This is a genomic window from Pedobacter aquatilis (assembly GCF_032678425.1).
Taxonomy (GTDB): Bacteria; Bacteroidota; Bacteroidia; order Sphingobacteriales; family Sphingobacteriaceae; genus Pedobacter; species Pedobacter aquatilis_B.
Window position 1 is genome coordinate 166,937 of sequence record NZ_JAVTSG010000004.1, and the last position, 26,479, is coordinate 193,415.

The window sequence follows — 26,479 nt, forward strand, 5'->3', positions numbered from 1 at the left end:
CTATGCAATCTGCTGAAAATAAAACAACCTATATTAATGTAGAAGAGGATTTTTCTTTTGCAAAAATGATTGATGCCCGCAAAAAGGATATTGCTTATCTGTGGAAATTCAAAATCAGAATATTAATTATTGGATTAATTGGGGGTGGCTTAGGTTTCATTGCAGCTTTATTCTGGCCGATTACCTATACCGCTAAACTAACTTTTGTCGTTGAAGAAGGTAAATCAAGTGGTGGCGGTTTGTTATCTTCCCTTGCCGGGCAAATGGGATTTGACATCGGAGGTTTAACTGGCGGTACAAGTGGCGTATTGGCTGGAGATAACGTATTACAATTATTAACCAGTCAAAAGATGGTTAAACAGACTATTTTAACGCCATTAGACACATCGAATAAAGCTTATACCATCGCAGATAAGTATGCTGATGCTTACAAGCTTAAAGAAGATTGGAAAGATCTAAAATCAAATACAAAAAAGGAGAAAATTATGTTTCCTCCCGATACTAAAAAATACACCCGTTTACAGGATAGCTTACTTCACGATATCATACGAAGAGTAACAGAAAAAGAATTATCCGTAAGCAAACCAGACAAAAAGTTAGGTTTTTTTGCCTTAACGACAACAATGAAAAATGAACAGTTGGCGAGTCTGGTATCAACCCGTCTAATTGATGAAGCAACCCAATTCTATATCGAAACCAAAACAAAAAGGTTACGTATTAATGTAAATCGCTTACAACATAGAGCAGATAGTATTGGAAGATTATTGAATCGTAAAACATATGCAGCTGCTGGAGCGAATGCAATTATGCTGGATGCTAACCCTGCTTTTGCAACAATTGGCGTAGGTGCAGAACTTCAGGAGCGTGATAAGAGAGTTTTACAGACCATCTACTCTGAGATTATCAAGAATTTGGAAGTAAGCCGTTCGATGCTGATGCAAGAAACACCTACCTTTCAGATTGTAGATGAACCTGAAATGCCACTGAAGAAAAACAAAATGAGTAAGGTAGTTGGCATCGCAGTTGGAGGCTTGTTATTAGGCGCTATCTATTGCTTATTCTTACTAATTAAAAGAAAGAAATAGATATTGCCATTCTGAGCCTGTCGATGAAACCTCAAAAGCGTTATTGTAAGGCATGAAGCAATCTAATTTCCTAGGTATTTAAATTATAACACCAATCGTAAAGCTAAATCAAGGTGTGTCATTCTGAGCGGAGTTGAAGAATATTAATCCTCCCGGATTAAAACCTAAACGCCACACCTAATTCACCATGAAAATTGAATACGGTATTATGCGGTATGTAATATTGACTATCTGTAAAATCCTTTTGTCTCCATTGGTAGTTTAAAGATTTAATACCCTGAATCTTTGCGTTAAACAAGAAATTTTTATAATCCCAGTTTCCTTCAGTTGCTAAAGCAAAATCTACCCAACTTCGGCTGCCACCTCTGGAATTCGCCAAACCAGCAATATCATAAAAGTCCCGATTGTGTTCTAGTCTATCAAATGATAAACTAAGTTTTTTAAGCCCTTTAACCCAGCTCAAATAAAACGATTGTATGTTATCTCCAGCACTCGCACCAGCGCCAAGTACTTCTCCATTATTTGTATACCCTTGTCTTATTTGATAATGATAATAAAAAGTTCCCGTATTTCTTATTAATAGTCCATCAATAGGCTGAGACATTTGGGAAATTTCGGCGCCGAATTGGATAAACTCATCTTTTTTCCCTTTCAGCTGCAATAATTTCTTTACTCCAAAAAGATAGGCTCTGGAGTGGTCTGGCGATCCAATAAAATCTCTGAAATTATAAGAATTATCATTCAAGCCATATTCAAAATAAACTTCAGCCATTGCCCTAGACAAAACCCATCTAGCATACAAAGATGTTCTCTGATCTCTAGGTTCATTATCGTCTCCAAGTCCGCTGCCGATTTTAACTTTTTCAAAGGGCACAAAAAACGGAATATAATCATCCAAACCTTCCAAATCCGGACCATAAGACATAAATGTTCTGGTAAAACCCACAAAAATACCAGGCAACCATTTGGGTTGATAATTCACATTCAAACCTGCAAGGTAGCGCCAGTCATTTCTAGGTTGATTGTAAACAACCGATCCGTTGCTGAGTGCAGTTTTATCTAATGGAGTGAAACCTGATGACTCTAAACGACCTCCAAAAACCTGCCCTTCAAATGAACCAATCGGTGTTTTGATAGGACGAACTGTATTTAACGTTACATGTTTAAATCCTTGAGCATTGTTACTCATCATCAAGCTATTTTTTATGCCAGGTCCCCACCATAAATTTTCGTTTGACAAACCCAGAGAAGCCGGGCCAATTGTTAAACGAATGCTACTTTGTCCCCAATTAAACTTATTATAAGCCATTTGACCAAACCTTTCGGGATTGTCAATTAGATTATAAATTATTAAATAATAATTTGACAACTCTTTATCTGGGCTTGAATAACTATAATCATTAAAGAATGAATTTTGAGCATATACATATTCGGGCTTTAGTTGGATACTTAAAGGACCAATTTTTGCAAAAAAACCACCAGAAATCATCGTTTGATAGCCTTTTGCAGGAATCATTGCACCATCATTCCAACCATAAGGATGATGGGAATTGAATTGCTGCTGCCATGAAAATGGAAGTATTTGAAAAATTCCTTTTCCGTTTGCGAAAGAAATTGGGCCCGATGATTTATAAAGTCCTTTCTCTGATAAATCATTTGAAGGATCAAAAACATCAGTTTGCTTTAAAGCATCGTTTGACAGAGGACGACTACTAAAAGAAATGGTTGAATCTAATTTGCCTTGAAGCTGTAATCGCCTATAATAATCTTCAAGTACTTGTGTGCCTACCGGAACTGTTTGCGCAAATAAACTTCTTGAAGACCCAAGCAGAAGAAAAAATAAAATATGATTAAAAATATTCCTCATTATAATTCCTGATTTAAAAACGATAGGTAACGCCCATCTGAATCTGTAAATTAAAAACATCTTTTCCCGGAACCATATAATCTTCACCTGGCTGCTGCATCAAAAACCATTGGTAATTCAGAGATTGAATACCTTGCAGTTTTGCATTGAATAGGAAATTTTTATAATTCCATTCGCCACTTGCACCAAAACTAAGGTCCGTCCAATGCCTTCTAAAATCCTTTGAGTCGTTAAAAGCATAGTAATAAAAATCGTTGTTATGAACCAGTCGTTCAACCTGAAATCCTAATCTTTTAAAGCCTTTCACCCAACTTAACTCTATGGATTGATGATTAGCTCCAGGACCAATTCCAGCACCTAATATTTGTCCTCTGTTTGTATAACCATGCCGAATGCTTTTACTGGTGTACCAGCTATCTAAGTTTAATACTTTAGAGATATCAGTTTCCTGCATTTGTGTAACCTCCACACTTAGCATTAAATTTTCGCCAACCCTTGAATCAAATGGAAATAATTTTCTAATACCAAAGATATAAGCACGGGAGACATTTGGTTCTAAAGCCAAATCGTTAAGATTTCCAGAATAATTGTTTCTTCCAAACTCAAGATAAACCTCTGCCTTCTCCTCCGCCCATAACCACCTCATAAAATATGAGTTTCTTTGATCTCTTTTATTAATCGCCTCACTTGCCGCCTCTTGTTTCTTCGAAGAAAAGAATGGCAAATAATCTCCAAATGAATTTAGGCCAGTGCTGTAATGCTGAGCACTTCTGGTTAAGCCTAAAAATAAACAAGGCACCCATTTTGGTTGCCACGTAAGTACAAGGCCAGATAGGTAACGCCAATCATTTGGTTTTGCTACATATAGTGGCTGATTAAAATATTCACGCTCCGGCACGAGAACACCGTAACCCGACTCTTCTAAACGCCCAGCGATTATTTGGCCCTCAAAACTACCTATAGCACTTTGAATAGGTCTTCTAGTATTTAATGTTAAATGTTTAAAACCAGGTGCATTATTACTCATCAATAATGAGTTTCGCATACCCGGGCCCCACCATAAATTTTCGGTAGATAAACCAAATGATAAAGCCTTATAATTTAACCTAATGCTACTTTGGCCCCAATATGCTTTAGTAATACCATCTCCACCAAATCTTGCTGGTAAATCTATATTATTGTAGAAATCATAATATCTAGCGGTAATCACATCATAGTGTTCTTTATCAAAAGTTTCAAAAGTACTATTAGCCGCAAGCAGTATCTCTGGTTTAAACTGTATAGTTAGCGGACCGTATTCTGCATAAATACCTCCGGTTAGCAAAGTCTGAAGCCCTTTGGCTGGAATCATGGCGCCATCGTTCCATCCATAGGGATGATGAGAATTACTTTGCAATAATAAACCCAATGGTAACAGTTGCCATTTAAATTTACCATACTTAGAAAGCCCTGATCGCTCTGCATCGAAAAGATTGTATCTCGTTTCAGTTGAATCCGGATAGTCCATATCCTTTATTCCGAATGCAGATTTAGGAATAATTGGTCGAACGGTAAAAGAAACTGTCGAATCTAGCTTACCAGCTAATTGAGCCCTTCGATAATAATCTTCTAAGGCCGCAGAACCAACTGGTAAAGACTGACCAAAGCTGTTAGCCGTAAATACAAAGAAGAATATAACAATAAAGTAAATGTACTTTCTCATAAATTAATAACCTTAATCCTAATGTTATCTACCGACCAGCTTTCATCACATTTTGCATCGGGTGCATTCGTTTGGATAAGCTGATCCCTGCATTGCATCAATAAATTAGATTTGGAATGCTCGATAACCTTGGTAATTTTATAGAGACTGGTACCGCCAATTTTACCCGCCAGGTTACAAACACCGGGTAAACTAGGATTTGCAGCACCTGTTTTGGGATTGTTATAAGAATTTGGATAATCTGCAGGGTAAGACTGTGGCGGGCAAAATCCAGAATTATTGCAATCCTCGTTTGAAAAGGTAGCATTTACATAAAGCTGGCCATCTACCAAAAATTTCCAGATATCCGGACCATCAAGACCGCCACTCACTTTATTGCCATCCCAGCTATCATGTATGTATAAATCAAAAGAAATCTCGACCAGTTTATGAGTTGGAAGATTATTTAGATTTAAATCGAAACCAGATGAATTGTATCGACCTAAAACTTTAGACCCATCGTATGTTTCTACAGATGCATTTGCAATTCCATCAACTTTATTCGTTTCGAAATCATTAAAATACACTTCTTGTTCACTTTTTACTTCTTTAGCACATGAGCTAACAAATAGCCACATGATTATAATCCCAGTTATTTTATTCATATTCTTGCTTAAGGTAGCTGATCCAATTCTTCAAAAACTGAATTCTTACTCTTAAACTCAGGAACCAACTTTTTCATATTAATTACAACCTGGCGGTCGTTATTGGTTTTAGCTGATTGTACAAGTGCCGTTATTTGATCTACTATATCATTAAATACATATTCCCTAACCTTACCAATCATAATTTTTTGGTGGTGGGTGGGCATTGTATTTTCGTTATCATTTAGTAGCTCTTCATAAAGTTTCTCACCTGGTCGTAAACCTGAGTATTCAATTTTCACATCAACATTAGGTTCCAAGCCCGCCAAACGAATCATTTTCTTTGCCAGCTCAACGATTTTTACAGATTTACCCATATCGAAGATAAAAATCTCACCACCCTTACCCATACATCCTGCTTCCAGAACCAATCTGCAGGCTTCCGGAATCGTCATAAAATAACGGGTTATTTCCGGATGGGTTACGGTCAAAGGACCGCCTTTTTCAATCTGCTGCTTAAATCTCGGAATTACAGAGCCATTAGAGCCTAACACATTCCCAAAACGTGTAGTAATAAATTTGGTTATCGGTTTAACGTCCAATTCATTAATATAACTTAAGCCATTGCTAAAAATAAAATCACTTTGATTTAAAGAATTATTAAGGGATTGTACATATATCTCCGCAATACGCTTAGATGCACCCATAACATTCGTAGGATTAACCGCTTTGTCGGTAGAAATCATTACAAATTTCTGAACGCCGTATTTAACTGACTTATCTGCGATGGTTTTAGTACCCAAAACATTAGCCTTTATAGCTTCAGCTGGATTATCCTCCATTAAAGGTACATGCTTGTAAGCTGCCGCATGATACACATAATGAGGCTTATAGGTATCAAAAAGAACATCCATACGCTGCTCATCCCTTACATCACCGATAAAAGCATGGTAATTTTTGCTTTTATTATTTTCTTCCAACTCCAGATATAATTCATGGAGTGCAGATTCAGCCTGATCACAAATAATGATTAAACCTACATCAAATTTAGAAAGTTGGCGCACAATTTCACTTCCGATAGAACCTGCAGCACCAGTAATTAGAATTCTCTTTTTATCAAGCATTTTTCCAATTCCATCAATATCAATATCAATTGATTTACGATTAAGTAGATCTTCAATATTTAACTTTTGAATTTGAGCAGGCTGCAACTTTCCATTCGTCCAAACATCAGGTGGTGGAATGTTTAATATCTTAATATCATTTTCTAAGCATAAATCAATAATTTGATCTTTACGCTCATCGGGTATGGTATAAGAAGCAAAAATAATTTCATCTAGTTCGTGTTCTGCAATAAGCCCTTCTAGTTTTTTAGCATCTAAAATTCTAACGCCATCAATGGTTTTACCAACTTTTCGCTCATCATCATCAACAAATGCAACAATATTTTTATTCACACTACCATCATGATCAAAGGTTCGTTTAGTAGCTAATCCAGCTTCACCGGCTCCATAAATAATAACTTTTTTCTTATCCAGTTTTAAGTTTTTAATGTATAGAAAAAAGTATTTGATTAAAATTCGGTAGGTGATGAGCAACAAAAAACTCGCTAAACCATTTGTAATCAAAATAGTATGAGATATGAGCAACTCTTGAAAAAAGGTTATCGAAATTAAATTTAAAACAAAGAAAGTACCGTTACTGATGATTACGGAGAACAAAATCCTGAAAGAATCCTGCGCACTGGTGTAACGGATAATGCCCGCATAGGTTTTAATATTTAAAAATACAGCAACATTAACTATTCCTAGAATTAAGATACTTCTGGCTAATTCGGGAATGTTGACAGAAGTCAGATCCAGGTTATGCCTTAAAGCATAAGCGAAGACCATGGAGAAGGTGCAAATGATAATATCTAGAAGGAATATTATCCAGCGTGGTACAATATTTATTTGAGTAAACAAAATTCAATAGGCTTTATTTCATCGTAAAGATAAATATAATATTTCTACTCGTGAATTTAATATTTTAATACAATTACGTTATTCTTAAAACGATTAAAATTCCATCATTATTGTTTCTTTATAATAGCCTGCTTAGGAATCTCAAATCAACTAAACATCATTCGCTGTCATCCTGAGCGAAGTCGAAGGACGAACCAACTAATTTTTTCTTGCCCTCTAATGCAAATCGAATACCAGTAAATAATACTGCAAATACAAAAATCAATACAATTGCAAGAAAATAAGAATCCTGTATTAAAAAAATAATAAAAACATTAACCGATAGCTGTATTACCGAGTACAAACCTGAAACCATCAAATGAGGCCATTTTCTCTCGTTAGCAAGGTATTGATAAAAATGGCTGCGATGTGCCTTGAAAATATTTTCTTTACGAATTACTCTAAAAAATATAGTTATAACAGCGTCTAAGCCATAAATCAACAATAGAATGATATAGCTAAAATTGCCCGTTTGTATAATCAATTGCCCGATTAGAAAAACAATGATGAATGCAATACTTACGCTCCCAACATCTCCCGCAAAACACTTTGCCTTTTTTCTAAAATTAAAAAAGTTAAATACCAATAACGACAAACCAATAACGAAGAGCAGATCAGTTGAGGTGAATTGTACAACATAATTATTGATGTAATAAAGCGAAGCAATAGCCAATAGACTATAAGAACCCGTTATGCCATTAATACCATCCATAAAATTATAAGCGTTGATGGTCCCAATTACAAATACCAAGGCTATGGGGATCCAATACCAACTGAATTCAAAAAGGTTCCATTGCTGGAACATCAGTAATACTGAAATCAAATGGATGCTTAATCGTATTTTATTATTCAACGTGAGTACATCATCGATAAAACTAATTGCCGCTATGGCCATCAAACCAGCGATAAAGTATGGGTATTCAAAACCTGAGAATATAAAATAAATTAATCCGGCTAAGCAAAAAATAACGCCACCGCCTCTAAGCGTGATGCTTTGATGAGAGCTTCTGGCATTAGGCTTATCTATAATATTGAAATGGTCTGCAATCTTAAAGTAACTAAGCTCTAAAATAAAGAGTGCCGCAAGGACAGTGCATGCAAAAATTGGTGTCATAATTCTTTGGAATGGCGAATATAAAGAAATTTTATGTGCAATGTATTGCTAAGCTCAGATAGATAAGAAACTTGCAAGGTTATGGAAATAGTAGAAGCACACAATAAATTGTGTGCTTCTACTATTTATATTCTTTCCCAAATTGATTAACCATTTCTAAAGCCACTTGTTTAATTTCCTGTTCATCAGACTTTGGATAGATTAACAAAACTTTACCATCATCAACAACTATATAATTAGACAATCCTTTTATTACCGCAGCCTTATCCTTCGGTAATTGAATTAAACAGTTTTCAGTTTCTGAAAGATTCAAATGTGCACAGCTGATGGCGTTATTTTGTTCATCTTTTTCTGCAACGGCATGAAGCGATGTCCAGGTCCCTAAGTCAGACCAACCGATATCCGCTGGTATCGTGTAAACATTTTCTGCTTTTTCCAGTATGGCATAATCAATAGAAATATTTGGGGATTTAGGGTAGTTTTCTGAAATAAATTCTGCTTCTTTATCGGTATTATACAATTCATTCCCTTTTTCAAATAAAGAGGCGATTTCCGGGGCATAGTTTTGGAAAGCATCTTTAATCGCCTGAGCCGACCAAATGAAAATACCTGCATTCCAAACATAATCGCCACTTTGCAAATATGCCTGTGCTTTTTCAAGCGAAGGCTTCTCCATAAAAGCCGTTACTTTCTTTATCTCTTCTCTCAGCGCTTTGCTCTTTATTCCTTGCTCCTTATTCCTTGCTCCCTGCTCATCGCAATACTTTATATATCCATAACCTGTATCAGGACGAGTTGGACTGATACCCAAGGTTAACAAGGCATCATTGAATTCAGTAAAGGCCAGGGCTTGACTAACTTTAGCCAAAAATTCTTCTTCTTTTAAAATCAAATGATCGGAAGGTGCAACGACTATATTTGCCTGCGGATTAGCTTTTGCTATTTTATAACTGGCATAAGCGATACAGGGTGCTGTATTATTTCTACTTGGCTCTAACAAGATATTTTTACGCAAAACTTCAGGAAGTTGTTCTTTTACCAAACCAGCATAGTCTGCATTGGTTAAAATGTAAATCTGCTCATTGGGGCAAATTTTTAGAAAGCGTTCATAAGTGAGTTGCAATAATGATTTCCCTAAACCTAAAATATCAATAAATTGTTTAGGAAAGTGATTACGGCTTTTAGGCCAAAAGCGGGAGCCTACGCCCCCGGCCATAATTAGAACATTAATATTTCGCCTCGCCATTATTATATATTAAAATTATTCAAAATAGCAGATGGTTTCCAATTCAGGTTTTGTCTTGCTTTACTATCATCAAAAGTTAAGTCTGAGACTATTTTATTTAGTTTTGCTGTATTAATAGGAGCCTTACTACCTAACGCATTGCCAAAAACAGATAAAATTTTAGCGATCCAAATCGGGATGTTGAAAGGTTTTTTTTTATTTAATTTAATTGATATAGCATTTGAAAGCTCGGCAAAAGATGGATGATATCCATCGGTAAGGTTATAAACTCCTCCAACTTTAGCAACTAATTCGATTATTTTCGCTACATCCTCAGCAAAAACCATACTTTTTTTTGCTTTACCACCCCCAATATTGATATAATAACCTCTTTCAATTCCCTTTATCATTGCTCCTAAATTTCCTGGCGGATTGTCTCCAACTAAAAGTGGCAAACGCAATATTACACAAGTCACTTTATTTTTGACACACCAATTTTTAATTAGTTCTTCAGCTTGAATCTTACTTTTCCCATACGGGTCTGTAGCATTTAAAGGATGATCTTCATTAATCATTTTACCCGTATCACAACCATATACTGCAACAGAGCTAATAAATACAAAGGCCTGAGGTAATTCTTCATTGTTCTCTATACCACTAAGTAGGTTTGCTGTTCCCTTTAAATTAACATCAAAAAAAACTTTTTCATTGGCTAAGGTTTTTGGCACTGAATGAGCTTTACCAGCACAATGAATAACTAAGTCTACAGCAGGTATATTAGGTATTCGCTCTGCTAAATCGACGTTAATATTTGAGCCTGACCTTGAGATTGTAATTACTTTATTTTGCTTGATTTGATGTGAATAAATATAATTACCTAAAAAACCTGTGGCACCAGTTAATAATACTTTCATTTCTTGTATTCTAATTTAGCAAGTATTTGCGAATTAATTTCACTCCTTCTCTTATCAAAAAACCATCCCCACTTATTAAAATAATAAACTGCCGATTGCATGCCTATTTTTGTAAGTCTCCAAGACTTATGCGAACCCTTCTCAAAATGGTGATAAATTTGTAGTTTCGGATAAAAAATTGTCTTATAACCTCCATCAATTAATCTTCTACACAAATCCGTTTCCTCCCCATACATAAATATGCCATCATCAAATAAACCGATATTTTTTAGCGCATCTAGCCTTAAAAACATAAAACAGCCTGAAAGATAAGGAACTTCCATTACTTTATTATATCCAGTAAACTTAAGCTCAAAAACCTCATTTCTTCTCATAACCGCTTTTTTAAATGGATTAAATCTTCGCCCAATCCAATCATAAGGTGTTGGCAACAATTTACAAAGATATTGAATACTGCCATCTGGATACAAAACTTTGGGCATTATATTTCCAACGTTATCATTACCCTCCATGTACGATATTAATCCCTCTAAAACCCCATCATCATAATAAACATCTGGGTTTAAAACTAGATGGTATTTGCCATTATCTTTTATAGCATTTTTTATAGCAATATTGTGTGCAGCACCAAATCCAGGATTAGACGGGTTATGAATATATTCAATTCTGTTGTCTTTTGACAATTTCTTAAGACAACTCGTCGGAGAGTTATCAATTAAATATAATTTAACATTAATATCTGTACTCAAAAAACTACTTATAGCTTTAGCAAGAATTTCAATATCATTATTATATAGAACAATGCATGCAGTAACTTCTGTCATAATTGGTTATTCTTATATATCCGCAAGAAACCTTGTAAATGCGGTATCATTTAATTTGTAAATATTTTCTTTACTATACCTTTGCAAAACTTCAGCATCGTTAATGAATTTACCATTTGTTGCGTTTCTTAAAGCGACTATAAATTCACTAGTATCATCATAATTAAAAAAGTAAATGTTTAGGCTATCAAATTCCAAAAATGCTGAAATTTTTGACGCCACTACTTTAGTTTTAGCATGTAGAGCTTCTAAAATTGGCAGTCCGAATCCTTCATACTTAGATGGGAATATAAAGGCTATTGAATTTTCATAAAGTGCTAGAAGTTCCGCATCAGTTACAACTCCAACTGCCAGAACATTGTCTGAACTCGCATGAGATTTTCCTGCTAAAACTAAGTTACCTATATATGGATTGTCATTAAAGGCATCAATAACAAAATCAATATTTTTATGTGGTCTAGAATTACCGCAGTAAAAGAAATATTTGTTCTTTGTAAGGCTAAATCTTTTTAGAATATTAGTATCGGCAATCACATTTAGATGTGAGTCTTCAGGAATGTGGATAGAATCGATTCCATATAGTTTTTTAACATCTGATTTTGTTGTTTGTGATATTGAAATAACTAGATCTGCATTTTTCAATGAAGTGTAAACAATAAAATCAAAATATTTAATTTTTGTGAAGTTAATGAAAGTATTTTTCCCAAAAAAATCAGGAACCAACTTATACATTAAGTCGTGTACTGTGACGATGCTTTTTACACCAGGTACTTTGAAAAAAAAACTTGAGTAAAATGGAGAATGAAAGTATGAAATTCCAATTTTAGCAATTTCCCTGTTAAAAAATAAAAAATCTAAGATACCATAAGGCCTTAGTTTAGTGAAATGTATTCTACAATTTTTATAATTAAACGATGCATCATTTGTTATTAAAACAATTTTGTCGTCTGCGTATTTGGATATATAATATTCTATAAGAAATTCGGTATATCTTGAAATACCTGAGTTATTCTTTGTATCAATCAATCTACAGTCTATTCCAATCATGCTTTAACTAATTTCTTTTCAAAACTTTTTAAGATTGCGATAACAACTATTAAAAACATTATCTGCAAAATACATTTGTATAAAAAAATATCCGGACCATGCCTCAAAAGATGAATAAAATTATACATTAATACAAAAAATGCATATCTACCAATAATCTTTGAGGAATAATAAAATATTAGGTAGATAATTAAAAAATATGCTATGATAGCAACCAAATAACTATCTCCAAAATTCCCAGTAAAATAAGCAACTGGACTAATAGCTAATCCATGTCCTACCGATGATAAGTAATATTTTTGTAGAACAGGATCATAATTAAAATAGGAAGCAGGCATTCCTTGTTTATTAAACTCATAAGACCAACCTACAGTCGCATTTACACCCATAAACTCAGAAAAGGATGTATAAACGCTTGTCAAATCACCTGCTTCGCCATCCGTAGCAATACTTCTAATAACAAAGATTACAACAAGAAAAGCTAACCCACTTAACCCTATTAAGGAAATCCTCAATAAGGAAAATTTTAATTTTATATTATCAATGTAAAACATAGATAACATTAAGGCATTAGTAACAAATATTTTTCCTTGGTAGATTATATCAATACCAAATGCAATTAAAATAAATAAAAATAAAAACTTTTTCTCCTTTAGTTGAAGAAGTGCTACAAAAGAAAGAAGAAGAAAGTAACCATAACCAGGTATTAATTGAGAGCTTATAATACCTAATAAATCTTCCCTGGCCAGTCCTTGTTGCCGCAACAATATACCTCTTATTAAGACAATTAGCAGATATACAAAATTTAAGGATACGGCCAATATTAATATACCCTTAGATGGATGAATTTTTAAGCCAATTGCTGTTTTTTTTATTTTTTTTGCTAGAAAAGACAATAATATAATTAGAAGAATAAAAAAAAGTATAGATCTATCAGATACTAAAAATTGATATTTAGAAAAAATATAAAAATCCTCTCCTACTAAAGACTGTAGAGTGACGGGCAAGATAAAATATAAAAAAGCAAGCCCAATTAGAACTATTTTACTATAACTAAATGAATATTTCTCTGACAATCTCATTTCTTAAAATTTCAATTTCATTGACGGGTAAATTTCTATATTTAGGAAGTAGATTATTATAAGATTTTTTTAATAATTCAATTAATTCTTTTTGATTTTTGTATCGATTTGATTCGTGGGTACAACCCATAACACCAATTATATCTCTTGCGATTACTGTTGAACATCTGTTATTTGCTTCTCTTATAACTAAGGGGTCACCTTCGTATGCACTATTCAGTATGAATGTATCGTCAGCAGTAAAAGTATCCTCTTGCTCCGCCCTATTAAGCCAACCCTTGAAAGTAATCCGAATATTAGATACAGTGTTGGCTTTTTGAGTAAGCAAATGTTTTTCAGATCCATCACCAACTAAAACAAATTCATCATAAGGATTTTGCTCATTGTCCAACCAGCTTATTAGTTCCAATAGCCTCTTTTGGTTCTCAAATCTACCAATAAAATATAAGCGCTTTTTACCTGTTTTTATATTAATTTTACCTGAAATTTCTGATACATAATTTGGAAGAATTGAAACTCGCTTGTAATCAAACAGCTTAGCTTGAAATTCATTAATTGTCACGACAGATTTATAAGGAAGTGTAAACAAATGTGAAATTGTATTATAAATCATTCCAATTTTGCCCCACAATAATTCACGGTCAACAAACATCGGAACATATATATGTATTTTTTCACTCCATAAAGCGATTCCAGTGCTTATCCCTGCCTCAACTGTTCCTGCGCACACAATAATTTGATCGTACTCAACTAAAAGATGTCTTAATTTGAAGAAATTTACAAACCCAATGAAATATTGATAGATAAAATTCCCATATTTAAAAAAATTAGAAAGTTCTAGTTTCTTTATTTCGCTGTGATTTATCAGATCGTATTGCCTTCTATTATTAAAAATTACTGTCACCTCTGCGTAGCGACTTGCTGTTTTTGCAAATTCTAATGATTGAAACTCATGGCCACCAATAGTATCGCTACATATTAAAAATGCTACTTTCTTCATATCATCTACCAAGTAATCTTTTTAATTTTCTCCAATATAAAACTCCTGTTTTACCAAAAACTATATAAAATTTTTCTCTTGCACCTGTTGCGTTAAAATGGGTAAACAAGTAACTGATGCGCTTAACAATTGGATAATCTTCCAGCTTACCTAGCATACTATATAAGCTTATTTTCTTCTCAACCAGCTTAATCAAACTCTGTCTGTCAGGCCTATTTATTGCTGAAAGTGCATTTATCCAAAGTTCCATATGTTTTTTTCGCACATCCATATCAGCAGTAAATCGAATAAAATACTCAGCATCGCTTTGATTATTTCTTAACCAAGAACTAGCTGATTTTGAGTGAACCCTGTATAGTATCGTTTTTTGACTACTACAAAAAATACCTCCGTCAATGATTGCCCTAAAAGTAATCTGATCATCCTCATTTGGAACAGTGTGAGGTAACTTTCCAAACTTATCAAAAATACTTCTTCTCCAATTTTGTCCAACGGGAAAAACATTAGGCATGCCTGCCTTTATAACTTTCTTAGCGTCATCAATTATTTCATTCATGTAAGATAATTCACCAACGATGTTTCTATTTTCATCGATTTTATCTATGCTAGTACTTACAATATGAAGATTTGGATATTGCTTAAATAACTCTAGGGCAACCTCTATTCGATTAGGTAGTGATATATCATCACCGCTCATAACGATCAGGATTTCAGAAGATGTATGATCTATTCCATTTTGAAGATTTAAATTTATACCCTTATTCGTTTTATTAAATAATAAAGTCCATTTTTCTTGAAGTTGATACTTTTGAACATAGTTTTCAATAATCTGTTGGGTTTGGTCTTTTGAGCAATCATCCGCAATTATGACCTCATCTGGCGTAACAGTTTGCAATCTTATGCCTTCAAGTGCGTCAGTTATAAAGTTTTCTTGATTATATGATATTAAAACAACGGCAGTTTTCATGAAATTATATAAGTTTTTTACTAAAAAGAATTCTTTTAAACAGAATAACCATAGTAATAAGATAAATTAAATAGGTAAATGTGAATGCAAAAGTTGATCCTATAAGCCCAAAACGATGGATAAATAAAAAACCTGACACAACATACAGAAAATTAAAAATGATATCTGTAATGACATACATTTTTGTCATTGCTTTTGCAATCATAATATAGCCTATTACCCAAGCGATCATTTTAAAAAAATCCCCGACCAGCTGCCAAAGAAACAATGATTCCATTTCTTGAAATTCAGCGGTATAAAGAGTTTTTATAATTAAGCTTCTTGATATATATATAGCAACACATCCAACAAGGACTGCTGGTGTGACTATTTTGAGAGTATAAAAAATTTCTTTACGAATATCGATTTCAGATTTTAAGGCACTCAGCTTTGGCAAATAATAAGTACTTAATGATGTTGTTATTATAAGGAGGTATCCATCTGAAATTTTTAAAATGCCTTGCCAATAGCCTGCCGAATCGACACCCAAATTATTAATAATTAGATTTCTTAAAATAATCTGAGACACAGGCACTGTGATAGCCGAAACGATTGCCATTAAACTGAATTTTGATAGATTTTTTAAAATTTTCCAATCAATTTTTTCACTGAAATACCCCCATTCAAACCAAGGTCGTCTAATTACTAAAAAAGTGGTGATAAAAAAAACAACCGATTGTGCTAACACTAATGCATAAAGTGCTCCATTCAACTTAAAAAAATAAACAAGGCAAACTGTAAAAATTAAACCAATAATACTCCCGATGGTGTTAACTACTGTAAAAGTTCTTAATTCTCCCCTCCCGTTTAAAATCGAAATTAATAAGGAATTTAATGAGTAAAAAAGAATAGTAATACCTAATACTTTTACTATAGGTGAATATTTAGTAATCCCAAAAATCCAACTGGAAATATACTCTGAAGACAATAACAATATCAAGCCCAAAACAAGTGAGCATACAACAGAGATTCTAAGCGAAGTACTAAATAGCTTTTTAATTTTTTGCTGATTTTGGCCATATTCTGCCGTATACTTTACAATACCCGTATTTATGGCTCCATTAGCGAAAGTGAGAGCAATAGTTATAAAATTACCAAAAGCCCCAACAATTGCAACACCTCCAGGACCAGTGAAAATTGCAACAATCTTACTCGCAACAAATCCTGAAGCAATTTTTATTATAGTAATAATCGACGAAAAAATCGTTGTTTTAATTAATTTCAAAATAACTTTTTAACTATTCATTTCTCTATTCCAATTTGGAATTCCCACCTTCAAAACATTTGCTGGATTTCCACTAATCATTGCTTGTGAAGGAAATTTTTTACCCACCAGAACAGATAAAGTTGTTACCACTGAATTACTACCAATTATTACACCTTTAAGTACTTTGACTCCAACTCCGACCCAAACGTGATCGCCAACTATAGTTGTAGCAATATGGGCTTTTCCCTCAATACCGTGCCAGTCACAATCGGTTATAAATGTATCCCATGCGATGATACAATCATAACCAATTTCAATAAACTTTCTAACCATAATGATTGAATTAGCAGTTATTCCGGAGGCAGTTTCAGATTGTTTCCCTTTGATTATAAGTTTTGCGTTTTTATCGACGAAAATTCTAACACCATTTCCTATTGTAAAATCATTTTCAATAATAATGTTAGAGTTTTCATTTAGTGATAAAAGTATCTGCTCTTTCCCGTAAAGCCATTGTTCTAAGGTCAATCGTCCATTAATTTGTAAATAAGCACCTTTTTTCTTTAATAATTTGAAGTTAACGTTTCCATTAATTTCAAATGCAGGAAAACAGCTATACTTATCTACGTAAAATAGTGTTAAAATAACCGAATAAAAAAAATTTATTGGAGATTTAAGAAAAAATTTCAGATTTCGATGCTGCTTAACCTTGTTCTTTATTGCCTTCAGCATTTTCAATATCTATTCAAAGCCATTATAACTTCGCTAACCTCATTTTCCGTTAATACAGAGCTTAACGGTAATGACAACACTTGATTATGAATTAACTCAGATACGGGTAATGATAACTGATTAAGTTCCAAATAGGCATCTTGTTTATGCGGAGGTATTGGATAATGAATAACTGTCTGAATACCATTATCATCAAGATATTTTTGAAGTTTTTCTCTGTCATTCGTTCTGATAACAAAAAGATGCCATACATGCCCGTCTTGATGATTAACCTCTGGCAGTATAATCTCTGGATTATTAATTTCTTTTAAATACCGATTTGCAACCCTTCTTTTAATTTCAGTTTCTTCATCCAGACATGCCAACTTAACTGAAAGAAACGCAGCTTGCAGCTCGTCCAATCTACTGTTAACTCCTTTAAAGAGATTTTTATATTTTTTATGAGAGCCATAGTTTAATAACGCTTTTAAAGTACTAGCCAACTTATCATCATTGGTTGTAATTGCCCCAGCATCGCCTAAAGCTCCTAAGTTTTTACCCGGATAAAAGCTAAAGCCTGCTGCATCACCAAAACTTCCAGCTATCTGTCCATTTTTATCTTTAGCACCGTGGGCTTGCGCACAATCTTCAATGATTTTCAAATTATATTTAGCTGCTATCTTAACAATGCTATTCATGTCTGCAAGCTGACCATACAGATGAACAGGTAAAATTGCAACTGTATTTGATGTAATATGAAGTTCAACCAAGTTAGAATCGATGTTATAACTTTGTAAATTTGGCTCAACTAAAACCGGAACTAAGTTATTGGCAGAGATTGCCAATATACTAGCAATATAAGTATTCGCTGGAACAATAATTTCGTCTCCATCCTTAAAAACCCCTAATTCTTTATATGCACGTATAATCAGAATTAGCGCATCCAAACCATTAGCTACACCTATAGCATGCCTTACTTTACAATAGTTAGCAAATTCATTCTCAAATTTTGTCAACTCATTGCCCATTATATACCATCCAGAATCTAAAACACGGTTAAATGCTTCCTTAAACCTATCTCGATAGGTTTCGTTTATTTTTTTTAAATCTAAAAATTTAATCATTATCTTAAAATTGTAATATGGTACTTCCCCATGAGTAACCAACCCCAAATCCTGCAAGCAAAACCTTATTCGTTTTCTTTATTCGGCTTGTTTTGATAGCCTCACTTAATGCAATAGGAATAGTTGAAGAAACTGTATTCCCGCACTTCTCCAAAAATAAAAAGAATTTATCCTCTGGTATATCTATTTTCTTTCGGATATGATTTAACATAAATTTATTTGCTTGATGGAAAACAAATAAATCTATATTCGGTAAAGTTAAACTAGTTTTTTTTAAAATTTGATCAACCATTTCTGGAACAGCCTTAGAGGTAAAAGAAAATATTTCACCACCATTCATAAATAAGTTACTATCATTTCTGATCCATCCGGTTTCATCATATTCATCAACCCCAGTTTCAAATCTATTTTTTGCTGCTCCATTTTTAACAATCAAATTTTCTGCACCTTTTCCATCTGTTCCTAAAACAAATTCTTCAATGCTACACAGCCCCACTCTAGAACTAATTAATGTAGCAGAAGCAGCATCACCAAATAATGTCCTATTTCCTTTATCCTGATGATTAATGAACTTTGAATAGGTCTCTGATGTTATTAGCAAAACATTCTTGGCAATATCGGCTTTTATTAAGCCCTTAGCTAAGCTTAATCCATAAATATATCCTGAACACCCCAAATTAAAATCCAGAGCTCCGGCAGAAGTATTAATGCCTAGTTTATCTTGTACAATACAAGCCGTAGTGGGCAAAAAATAATCAGGACTTTGAGTGCACAGTAAAATAAAATCAATATCAGATCTTTTAATATTGAATTCATTAAAAAGAGCCTCCGAAGCCTTAACAGCCATATCACTAGAAAACTCGTTTTCATTGGCTATCCTCCTTTCAAAAATACCAGTCTTAGATGATATTTTATCTGCTGACCATTCAGGAAAAGCTTGATTAAGTGAATCATTATTTAATGCACTTTTAGGCAGATAATAAGAAATACCCTGAATATATGCCCCCATACTATTTTGATTGAATCAATTGGAATAAATCTAAAACAGTTTTACTCGATTTTAATTCTTCAGTAGTTATATTTATTTTTAATTCATCTTCAATCATCGACTGTACTGAAAATGCCGTAAGCGAATCCCAAGTTTCTAACTTTTTAAATTCTGTCGTTGTATCAATGTTTGACATTTCAGAATCTTCAAATTGTAATGCAAATAACTTAACAAATTGACTAATTTCCATTGGTATAAAATTTTAAGAATTTATATTTATTTTTATTAAAGTTTTCCTTGTCTAGTTTGAAGAAAGTATCAATATCTGTTTCATCAACAATACTTGGGCCGAAATTTAAATGATACTTTAATACACTTTTATTTTCCTTACGTACATTAAACTTACAACAATTAAATCCTAATGTATCAAATCCAATTTCTCTAGTTATAATATCAGCAATAATAGCAGCTCCGTCTTGTGCATCTCGCGAAAACAACCAACTCCCTAATTCAAAGCAACAGCCATCAAGCTCAGAGATTCTAGTAGTACCTAATAACTTATCATCATTATCGGAAGCAATAAAATAATATTCCTTACCCTGCATCTCCCTTTCTTTATAACTCTTAATCCAATTAACCTGATCCTGTAAATTATTACTAGTTTTCGATAAAAACCTTGATAAGGTTTGGTCATTTCTGAGTTCTAAAACAAAAGAAGCATCGTCTGGTTCAATTAATCTAAGCCTTAAACCATATCTCGCTATAATATTTTTAAATAATTGATTGTTCATTTTTATATTTTATGAATTTATCATAATTTCTAATATAGTCCTTCTCATCGTAAGGTAAAGATGCTAATACAAGTAATACGGCTCCAGAAGAAAAATTAACCAAATCTCTCCAAATTCCTGGCGTAATTAATAATCCAAAATTTGGCCTATTTAAAGTGATAGATTTTTTATTCCTCCCATCATCTAGTATCACGTCAAAACTACCACTTGCTGCAATAATCAGTTGCTGCAGTTCGTAATGGGCATGACCACCTCTAACTTCTCCGCCAGGTACATCATAAAGGTAGTAAATCCTTCTAATATTGAATGGAATATTCACTAAACCGGTTACTGGAGTAATGTTTCCAGCTCTATTATGAATTTTTTCCAGCTCTATTACATTACAATTGTAAATATTACTCATTTTTTTTTTTGAAGTTATTTAAATCCCTTTCATAATCACTTTCATTATATGCTGTAGATGCAGCTATGAAAGCTAAAGAGTTTGTAGAAAAGTTACCCATTTGTCGCCAAATTCCAGCAGGAACGTATAATCCATAATATGACCTATTTAAAGAAAATATACGCCTGCTAATACCATCACTAACTATAACATCAAAACTTCCAGAAAGTGCGATTATCAATTCTTCATTCTCAAAATAACTATGACCTCCTCGTTCCTCACCTCCAGGCACATCATAAATCCAATAAGTCCTTTTTATTAAAAAAGGTAAATGGGCACCTTCTTCTAAAAATGATAAATTACCACGTTCATCTATTATTTTTGGAAATTCAAGAAGTTGTACAAGTTCTAAACTCATATTTAATTTAAAATTATGCTAAAAAACCTTTTGACTATAAAAAATATTAAGGCAAAAAAACCCAATAAAACTCCTCCAATAATGACAGCCTTAACCTTGCTAACTTTATTCTCTTCAAGCGGATAAATTGGAGAATCTATTACTTGAATTAATGGTGTCTCTTTTAGCAAACTCATTTTACTAATCTCTAAGTTTTTAACCATTTCTGCCAATATTGCTTTATTTGTTTCGGCTGAAAACTGAGCCTTTTGCATAGGTGCAATTCTAATTACTTGTTTTGTCGGATTCAAATTTGGTGTTGCATCTGTCACAGATACAGCATTAAAAATCGCACCGTTCATTACATATCTAACTGAATCTGTTTTGTGTTGAAGAATCTCAATATTATGCAACGATTTTCTTGTTTTTGTATTTATATAAAATTGATTTACATTTTTTACAAGCTCGTCATTGAAACTTTTTGCGAAAAATTCATCTTTTGATTTTACATCAACCCGAACAATACTCAATTTTTTATCTGGTTTTGATACAGTCAAATTTTTCTTGTTAATTTCACTTATAGCTATCATTAAAACGCTATCTTGAAATCTTTGATCTAATTGATTAAAATGAGCAGAAGCTGAAAACTTGAAGTTTGTTAAAACTGATTTATTTTTCCATTTATCTTTCCAATTATTTATATTGATAAAGTAATCCAACAATAATTGTTTTTTATTCTTTACAATCACATCAGATAGCAACGTTTTCTCTATCATGCTTCTAGAAGTATAAAGTTGCAAGATATTTTCTCCTTCAAATATACCTCCTCCACTACCTCCAATGTCAACACCTGCCATTGAAGCCAAACCAGCCAAACTTCCAATTCTACTACTTGATTTGTCGTCCTCTAAAGCGAAGATGGTTGTTGCTAAAAAAACAGGCTTTGTTATTAAAGCATAAGTGAGGCCTATTACAGAACCTAAAATACTAATAAAAAAAACTTTAGCCCATTTTGTTTTTAAATAGTTCCACAGTTCCAGTGTTTTTAATAGTAATTCTTTGATTGATATCTCTTGAGTTGTGGATTCTAATTCATTGGTATCATTTCGAAATGTCATATGGATAATGTTAAAAGAAAGTAATGTCTTATGTTTACAGAATAGGTTATCTCAACAAACTCACAATGATAGCTCCTAGTGAAGCCAATCCTGTACCGATTCCAATCCAAGCCTGTGCAGATATACGCTCTCTTTCTGCCCTTTTAGGCACCAAAATCTCTGCACCTGGTTTAATTTTAGGGTAGTTATTAAAAAACAAGAAACTTCTTGCTCCTTCCACAGAACCATTGGCATATTTCACATAAGCTCTGCCTTTTAATGCATTGGCGGTAAAACCTCCGGCGCCGTTTATATAGTTTTTGAAACTTTTACCTGCTTTGAATACTATATTATTCGGATTCAACACCTCCCCCGTAACTTTCACGGTTTGTAGCTGTTTAGGTACTTTTATCACGTCTCCATCTTCTAACAATAAGTCAAAACGTTTACCAGGTGATTCTAAAATTTTAGTTAAATCTATACCAACCATATCAGAAGCGATAATTTCTGCCTGTCTGCTGAATGAGGTCGTATCAACACCCGATTGTGTTAAACGCTGTAAATTTTGAATTCTTGCTCTTTCTTCCTGTTTCTTGTCAATCGCTGATCTATCTGTAAGCAAATCAGTATCAGAATAACTGGCACCAAATTGTGCTCTTTTCATTTGTAATTCCTTTTGTAAAGAATCTTTCTGACTTTTAAATAGCGTTGTATCTCTTCCAGATCTCTTTAAAGATGCACCATCAGAGTAGGCTAATGCCGTTAATCCGCCTGCTCTTTTTACTAAATCTGAAATTCTCTCATCCTTACTTTTAATGGTATAAGTTCCGGGATATAACACTTCTCCCTCAATTTTAACCTGTTTTTGAACTACATAACCTTCTGCACTTCGAACGGAAACAATATCATAAGGTTGCAATTTGAAGGTCGTATCGGATACTAGCTTTAAGTTTCTATCAATGTTAATCGTGAATACATTGGCTGTACTTGCTGCCTTTGATTGAAGATCACTATTACGCACACGCCTAGAAATCTCGATACGGCTTGGTGAAGCACCTTCTTTAAATCCACCTGCCATTTGTATAGCATCTTCTAGGCTCATGTTCTCGGCATAACGGAATTGGTCTGGTTGTCTAACTTCACCTTGTACCGTTACCTTATATTCATCCCTCAAATCAAAAATTGAGGAAATAGTAATTTTATCTTCTCTTTTTAATAGAATATCCGATTGACTACCATTCATAATCGCTGCCACATCAAATGGTTCTAAGGCTAAAGTATTATCTGAGTTCAATCTATTAATGTAACCGCGACTCATGAAAGCATCCTCTTTTAATCCATCAGCTTTTAAGATTAATTGCTTTAAGGTCATGCCTTTTTCCAATTCAAAATAGCCTGGTCTGAAAACTGCACCACTAATCTCCACCCTGTTTTCGAAACGATCTAAAATCGGTTCTACAAAAAACTTATCCCCATTTTTTGGGATGTATGTTGCGAAGTTATTAGCGAATATATCCGTTATTTTTCGCTCTCTTGAAGTATTCTGGAAAACCTTAACAGCAGATTGATAAGCGATATTTGAGAAACCACCTGCGAAATCTAATACATCCTGAAAGCTTTCGCCTTTTAGTGTTTCAAAAATTGCCGGGTTCTTTACTTCACCTACAAGCTCTACCCTATTTTCATAAACCGGAACATTAATCACATCCTGATCTTGCAAGCGGATATTTCCACGTTGCATACCGTTAATGATTAAATCGTAAAAGTCTACAGTAGCCACAACTTTGTTGCTTCTAACCACTTGAATTTTACGGTAAGAACCGTTTTGGTTCGGTCCACCAGCAGCGTATAGCGCATTAAACACACTTGATAAAGAACTTAAAGTATAAGTACCTGGCTTGGTTACCTGTCCGTTCAACACCACTTTAATCCCACGAATATTACCAAGGTTAATCGCTAGTTTCGTTCTGCCTGAACGTAATGCCGGATAAGTACCAGACATTAAACTTCTTATTTTTGAACGGGCTTCTTCGATGCTTAAACCACCAACTTTAACCAAGCCCACGTATTCTATTCGTATTGCACCATCCGGGCTAACCTTTAAATCATAATTGGCTTCATTATCGCCTGTTACATCAATTAACAACTGGTCATCCGGTCCAATTACATAGCCTGCAGGTGTTGCCATTCTTAAATTTGGCTCGAAGGTAATGTTGTTATTTCTGAATAATTCTGAACCAAATATTTTTGGCTTTAAATCATCAAATGCTTTATCGATTAATTCTTGCTTTGTAGGCTGCGTAGTTGATGTGCTATCGTTCCCTCCAACATATTGTCGGTTAGCACTTCCTGAAGATGCTCCATTACTGGTTCCTGAAGATTTAACCGCAGGCGCAGCTGTTCCCCCTTTTCTGATTTTTTCAACTCTGGCACGTAGTTTAGAAATTTCTTCCTGCTTCATGCCTTGTGCTGCCGCCATCTGCTCCAATTGAGCATCGCTATAACCTAAAGACTCGGCCCTTTGCATGAGCTGTTTAATTTGCGCATCAGATAATTCATCAACTTTTTGGTTAGCGAAATTACTTTGTGCCGAAACTAAATTACTGGTAAATAAGGTTAGAACGATTAGAGATAGTAAAAGAACTATTTTTTGTTTCATATGTATATTATTGTACTGCAAACATTGCAACACGGTTATTCAAAATAATTTAAGGTTTTAAAGCCTCCTTGTTTAAGGTATTCATCTTTTTTCATCAAATGAAGATCTGAAAGTACCATATCTTTAACTAAAGCAGGTAAATCGTATTTAGGTGCCCAACCCAGTTTGGTTTTTGACTTTGTAGGGTCGCCCAGTAGTAAATCTACTTCAGTTGGGCGGTAATATTTTGGATCAACTTTTACAATGGTTTGTCCTGGCTTCAAATTATTCAGATTCAAACCCAATGCAAGCGCCTTTTCTTCTTCAACATTAATAATTACCCCTTTTTCATTTTCATCTTTGCCCGAAAACTCAATTTCTATGCCAAGTTCGGCGAAAGTCATTCGTACAAAATCACGAACAGTTGTGGTTACTCCAGTAGCAATTACATAATCTTCTGCCTGCTCTTGTTGTAAGATTAACCACATGGCTTCGATGTAATCCTTTGCATGCCCCCAATCCCTCTGTGCAGAAAGGTTACCTAAATACAAAGAATCCTGAAGACCTAGCGCAATTTTAGTAGCTGCCCTGGTGATTTTACGGGTCACAAATGTTTCGCCCCTTAACGGACTTTCGTGGTTAAACAAAATCCCATTACAAGCAAACATGTTGTAAGCTTCACGATAGTTTTTTGTAATCCAGAAACCATAAATTTTAGCTACGCCATATGGGGAACGAGGGTAAAACGGTGAATTTTCATCATAAAAGCCCTTATCGTTTTTGTTCTCGGGCATACCTCCATACAATTCAGAAGTAGAGGCCTGATAGATTCTGGTTTTCTTTTCCAAACCTAAAATCCTCACCGCTTCCAGGATTCTTAATGTACCAATACCGTCTACATTCGCCACATATTCTGGAGAATCAAATGAAACCTTAACGTGACTCATCGCTCCAAGATTATAAATCTCATCTGGTTGCGTTTCCTGAATAATGCGTATGAGGTTGGTTGAATCGGTTAAATCGCCATAATGCAATTTAAAATGAACGTTGTTTTCATGTTGATCTTGATACAAATGGTCGATCCTATCGGTATTAAATAGCGAACTTCTTCTTTTGATACCATGAACAAAATAGCCTTTCTTTAGCAAAAACTCCGCTAAATAGGCACCATCCTGACCGGTAATACCGGTAATAAGAGCAACTTTCATATTATTAATTCATAGACGTTAAGCCTGCAAACATACATAATAATTTCTGCGTAATAAAATTGAAAATTATCTAAAATTTTGTTCAAAACCTTTGAGAATTGACTTATTAAGCCTATATAAAATGCATAAAAAGATAATGTTAATGTTTGTCGTTCAATCAAATTTATTTAGCCTTTGATTATTTACGAGGCCCTACAATACCTCGCCAAAATCTTCGTATTTTCTTAGGCACATCGCTACCCATCTCCTTTGTAGGATTTTATCCCGACCATTCGGGAGGTTGGGGGGTAATACCCCTTAACTTATTACAAATACTGTCAGTCTGAGCGTAGTTGAAGGCCTTTTTGAATTTCCTGAAGAAGAACAATCTGTTCTTCGACTACGCTTAGCATGACAATTGTTTTTTTCTTAAATTGGGGATTATGAGGATTGGGGATGGCTTATTCA

24 protein-coding genes are annotated in these 26,479 nt (G+C 33.9%); 1 reads left to right on the top strand and 23 read right to left on the bottom strand.

All coding sequences use genetic code 11. The annotated features are described in order from the left end of the window. Window positions 1–2: 2 nt before the first annotated feature. Entirely contained in the window at window positions 3–1,085 is a 1,083-nt protein-coding gene (locus R2Q16_RS14120) for a hypothetical protein (RefSeq protein WP_316737856.1), read from the top strand. A gap of 157 nt (window positions 1,086–1,242) precedes the next feature. On the opposite strand, the gene R2Q16_RS14125 is transcribed toward R2Q16_RS14120, so the two are convergent. The 23 genes from R2Q16_RS14125 to gmd all read right to left on the bottom strand — a co-directional run bounded on the left by R2Q16_RS14125 (window position 1,243) and on the right by gmd (window position 26,032). After that, entirely contained in the window at window positions 1,243–2,952 is a 1,710-nt protein-coding gene (locus tag R2Q16_RS14125) for a capsule assembly Wzi family protein (RefSeq protein WP_316737858.1), read from the bottom strand. A gap of 13 nt (window positions 2,953–2,965) precedes the next feature. Continuing rightward, window positions 2,966–4,654: a capsule assembly Wzi family protein gene (locus R2Q16_RS14130; protein ID WP_316737860.1), complete on the bottom strand. Its 1,689-nt coding sequence runs from the start codon at window positions 4,652–4,654 to the stop codon at window positions 2,966–2,968. Then, a complete protein-coding gene (locus tag R2Q16_RS14135) occupies window positions 4,651–5,298 on the bottom strand; it encodes a hypothetical protein (protein WP_316737861.1) in 648 nt (215 codons plus the stop codon). The genes R2Q16_RS14130 and R2Q16_RS14135 overlap by 4 nt, the downstream gene beginning before the upstream one ends. Window positions 5,299–5,306: 8 nt before the next feature. Beyond that, a complete protein-coding gene (locus R2Q16_RS14140) occupies window positions 5,307–7,241 on the bottom strand; it encodes a nucleoside-diphosphate sugar epimerase/dehydratase (protein WP_316737862.1) in 1,935 nt (644 codons plus the stop codon). Between the two features lie 157 nt (window positions 7,242–7,398). After that, window positions 7,399–8,394, bottom strand: coding sequence for a glycosyltransferase family 4 protein (locus R2Q16_RS14145; RefSeq protein WP_316737863.1), 996 nt, complete (start codon window positions 8,392–8,394; stop codon window positions 7,399–7,401). A gap of 121 nt (window positions 8,395–8,515) precedes the next feature. Then, window positions 8,516–9,640, bottom strand: coding sequence for a mannose-1-phosphate guanylyltransferase (locus R2Q16_RS14150; RefSeq protein WP_316737865.1), 1,125 nt, complete (start codon window positions 9,638–9,640; stop codon window positions 8,516–8,518). A gap of 2 nt (window positions 9,641–9,642) precedes the next feature. Next, window positions 9,643–10,533 carry an NAD-dependent epimerase/dehydratase family protein gene (locus R2Q16_RS14155; RefSeq protein ID WP_316737866.1) on the bottom strand — a complete coding sequence of 297 codons (891 nt, stop codon included), beginning with the start codon at window positions 10,531–10,533 and terminating at the stop codon, window positions 9,643–9,645. Further along, window positions 10,530–11,357 carry a glycosyltransferase family 2 protein gene (locus R2Q16_RS14160; protein WP_316737868.1) on the bottom strand — a complete coding sequence of 276 codons (828 nt, stop codon included), beginning with the start codon at window positions 11,355–11,357 and terminating at the stop codon, window positions 10,530–10,532. Before R2Q16_RS14160 ends, R2Q16_RS14155 begins: the two co-directional genes overlap by 4 nt. Window positions 11,358–11,369: 12 nt before the next feature. After that, on the bottom strand, window positions 11,370–12,404 hold the full coding sequence (locus R2Q16_RS14165) for a glycosyltransferase family 1 protein (RefSeq protein WP_316737869.1): 1,035 nt from the start codon (window positions 12,402–12,404) through the stop codon (window positions 11,370–11,372). Further along, window positions 12,401–13,480, bottom strand: a complete 1,080-nt coding sequence (locus tag R2Q16_RS14170) for a hypothetical protein (RefSeq protein WP_316737870.1) — start codon at window positions 13,478–13,480, stop codon at window positions 12,401–12,403. Before R2Q16_RS14170 ends, R2Q16_RS14165 begins: the two co-directional genes overlap by 4 nt. After that, window positions 13,458–14,486, bottom strand: coding sequence for a glycosyltransferase (locus R2Q16_RS14175; RefSeq protein ID WP_316737871.1), 1,029 nt, complete (start codon window positions 14,484–14,486; stop codon window positions 13,458–13,460). Before R2Q16_RS14175 ends, R2Q16_RS14170 begins: the two co-directional genes overlap by 23 nt. Window position 14,487: 1 nt before the next feature. Next, entirely contained in the window at window positions 14,488–15,453 is a 966-nt protein-coding gene (locus tag R2Q16_RS14180; RefSeq protein ID WP_316737872.1) for a glycosyltransferase, read from the bottom strand. Window positions 15,454–15,457: 4 nt separating this feature from the next. Beyond that, window positions 15,458–16,717, bottom strand: coding sequence for an O-antigen translocase (locus R2Q16_RS14185; protein ID WP_316737874.1), 1,260 nt, complete (start codon window positions 16,715–16,717; stop codon window positions 15,458–15,460). 9 nt (window positions 16,718–16,726) lie between these two features. Next, the gene (locus R2Q16_RS14190; protein WP_316737876.1) at window positions 16,727–17,428 is read right to left on the bottom strand and encodes a hypothetical protein; all 702 of its coding nucleotides are present in this window, start codon (window positions 17,426–17,428) and stop codon (window positions 16,727–16,729) included. Window positions 17,429–17,430: 2 nt separating this feature from the next. Then, window positions 17,431–18,531 carry a DegT/DnrJ/EryC1/StrS family aminotransferase gene (locus R2Q16_RS14195; protein WP_316737878.1) on the bottom strand — a complete coding sequence of 367 codons (1,101 nt, stop codon included), beginning with the start codon at window positions 18,529–18,531 and terminating at the stop codon, window positions 17,431–17,433. A gap of 4 nt (window positions 18,532–18,535) precedes the next feature. Further along, the gene (locus tag R2Q16_RS14200; protein WP_316737879.1) at window positions 18,536–19,540 is read right to left on the bottom strand and encodes a ketoacyl-ACP synthase III; all 1,005 of its coding nucleotides are present in this window, start codon (window positions 19,538–19,540) and stop codon (window positions 18,536–18,538) included. Window position 19,541: 1 nt separating this feature from the next. Next, complete coding sequence (locus tag R2Q16_RS14205; RefSeq protein WP_316737881.1) at window positions 19,542–19,769, bottom strand: phosphopantetheine-binding protein; 228 nt, start codon at window positions 19,767–19,769, stop codon at window positions 19,542–19,544. Further along, window positions 19,759–20,310, bottom strand: a complete 552-nt coding sequence (locus R2Q16_RS14210; RefSeq protein ID WP_316737882.1) for a GNAT family N-acetyltransferase — start codon at window positions 20,308–20,310, stop codon at window positions 19,759–19,761. The genes R2Q16_RS14205 and R2Q16_RS14210 overlap by 11 nt, the downstream gene beginning before the upstream one ends. Beyond that, window positions 20,291–20,713 carry an FdtA/QdtA family cupin domain-containing protein gene (locus tag R2Q16_RS14215; RefSeq protein WP_316737883.1) on the bottom strand — a complete coding sequence of 141 codons (423 nt, stop codon included), beginning with the start codon at window positions 20,711–20,713 and terminating at the stop codon, window positions 20,291–20,293. Before R2Q16_RS14215 ends, R2Q16_RS14210 begins: the two co-directional genes overlap by 20 nt. Then, complete coding sequence (locus R2Q16_RS14220) at window positions 20,706–21,110, bottom strand: FdtA/QdtA family cupin domain-containing protein (RefSeq protein ID WP_316737885.1); 405 nt, start codon at window positions 21,108–21,110, stop codon at window positions 20,706–20,708. The genes R2Q16_RS14215 and R2Q16_RS14220 overlap by 8 nt, the downstream gene beginning before the upstream one ends. A 2-nt stretch (window positions 21,111–21,112) precedes the next feature. Continuing rightward, window positions 21,113–22,207, bottom strand: coding sequence for a lipopolysaccharide biosynthesis protein (locus R2Q16_RS14225; protein ID WP_316737886.1), 1,095 nt, complete (start codon window positions 22,205–22,207; stop codon window positions 21,113–21,115). A 46-nt stretch (window positions 22,208–22,253) separates the two neighbouring features. Continuing rightward, a complete protein-coding gene (locus tag R2Q16_RS14230) occupies window positions 22,254–24,845 on the bottom strand; it encodes an SLBB domain-containing protein (protein ID WP_316737887.1) in 2,592 nt (863 codons plus the stop codon). A 35-nt stretch (window positions 24,846–24,880) separates the two neighbouring features. Continuing rightward, window positions 24,881–26,032: a GDP-mannose 4,6-dehydratase gene (gene gmd / locus R2Q16_RS14235; RefSeq protein WP_316737888.1), complete on the bottom strand. Its 1,152-nt coding sequence runs from the start codon at window positions 26,030–26,032 to the stop codon at window positions 24,881–24,883. Window positions 26,033–26,479 lie beyond the last annotated feature (447 nt).

Coding starts and splice junctions, on each gene's coding strand:
- R2Q16_RS14210 (WP_316737882.1), bottom strand. CDS start 20,310: ATGAACAATCAATTATTTAAAAATATTATAGCGAGATATGGTTTAAGG.
- R2Q16_RS14180 (WP_316737872.1), bottom strand. CDS start 15,453: ATGAAAACTGCCGTTGTTTTAATATCATATAATCAAGAAAACTTTATA.
- R2Q16_RS14125 (WP_316737858.1), bottom strand. CDS start 2,952: ATGAGGAATATTTTTAATCATATTTTATTTTTTCTTCTGCTTGGGTCT.
- R2Q16_RS14220 (WP_316737885.1), bottom strand. CDS start 21,110: ATGAGTTTAGAACTTGTACAACTTCTTGAATTTCCAAAAATAATAGAT.
- R2Q16_RS14230 (WP_316737887.1), bottom strand. CDS start 24,845: ATGAAACAAAAAATAGTTCTTTTACTATCTCTAATCGTTCTAACCTTA.
- R2Q16_RS14155 (WP_316737866.1), bottom strand. CDS start 10,533: ATGAAAGTATTATTAACTGGTGCCACAGGTTTTTTAGGTAATTATATT.
- R2Q16_RS14130 (WP_316737860.1), bottom strand. CDS start 4,654: ATGAGAAAGTACATTTACTTTATTGTTATATTCTTCTTTGTATTTACG.
- R2Q16_RS14160 (WP_316737868.1), bottom strand. CDS start 11,357: ATGACAGAAGTTACTGCATGCATTGTTCTATATAATAATGATATTGAA.
- R2Q16_RS14135 (WP_316737861.1), bottom strand. CDS start 5,298: ATGAATAAAATAACTGGGATTATAATCATGTGGCTATTTGTTAGCTCA.
- R2Q16_RS14215 (WP_316737883.1), bottom strand. CDS start 20,713: ATGAGTAATATTTACAATTGTAATGTAATAGAGCTGGAAAAAATTCAT.
- R2Q16_RS14165 (WP_316737869.1), bottom strand. CDS start 12,404: ATGATTGGAATAGACTGTAGATTGATTGATACAAAGAATAACTCAGGT.
- R2Q16_RS14120 (WP_316737856.1), top strand. CDS start 3: ATGCAATCTGCTGAAAATAAAACAACCTATATTAATGTAGAAGAGGAT.
- R2Q16_RS14190 (WP_316737876.1), bottom strand. CDS start 17,428: ATGCTGAAGGCAATAAAGAACAAGGTTAAGCAGCATCGAAATCTGAAA.
- gmd (WP_316737888.1), bottom strand. CDS start 26,032: ATGAAAGTTGCTCTTATTACCGGTATTACCGGTCAGGATGGTGCCTAT.
- R2Q16_RS14225 (WP_316737886.1), bottom strand. CDS start 22,207: ATGACATTTCGAAATGATACCAATGAATTAGAATCCACAACTCAAGAG.
- R2Q16_RS14195 (WP_316737878.1), bottom strand. CDS start 18,531: ATGATTAAATTTTTAGATTTAAAAAAAATAAACGAAACCTATCGAGAT.
- R2Q16_RS14205 (WP_316737881.1), bottom strand. CDS start 19,769: ATGGAAATTAGTCAATTTGTTAAGTTATTTGCATTACAATTTGAAGAT.
- R2Q16_RS14145 (WP_316737863.1), bottom strand. CDS start 8,394: ATGACACCAATTTTTGCATGCACTGTCCTTGCGGCACTCTTTATTTTA.
- R2Q16_RS14150 (WP_316737865.1), bottom strand. CDS start 9,640: ATGGCGAGGCGAAATATTAATGTTCTAATTATGGCCGGGGGCGTAGGC.
- R2Q16_RS14175 (WP_316737871.1), bottom strand. CDS start 14,486: ATGAAGAAAGTAGCATTTTTAATATGTAGCGATACTATTGGTGGCCAT.
- R2Q16_RS14200 (WP_316737879.1), bottom strand. CDS start 19,540: ATGGGGGCATATATTCAGGGTATTTCTTATTATCTGCCTAAAAGTGCA.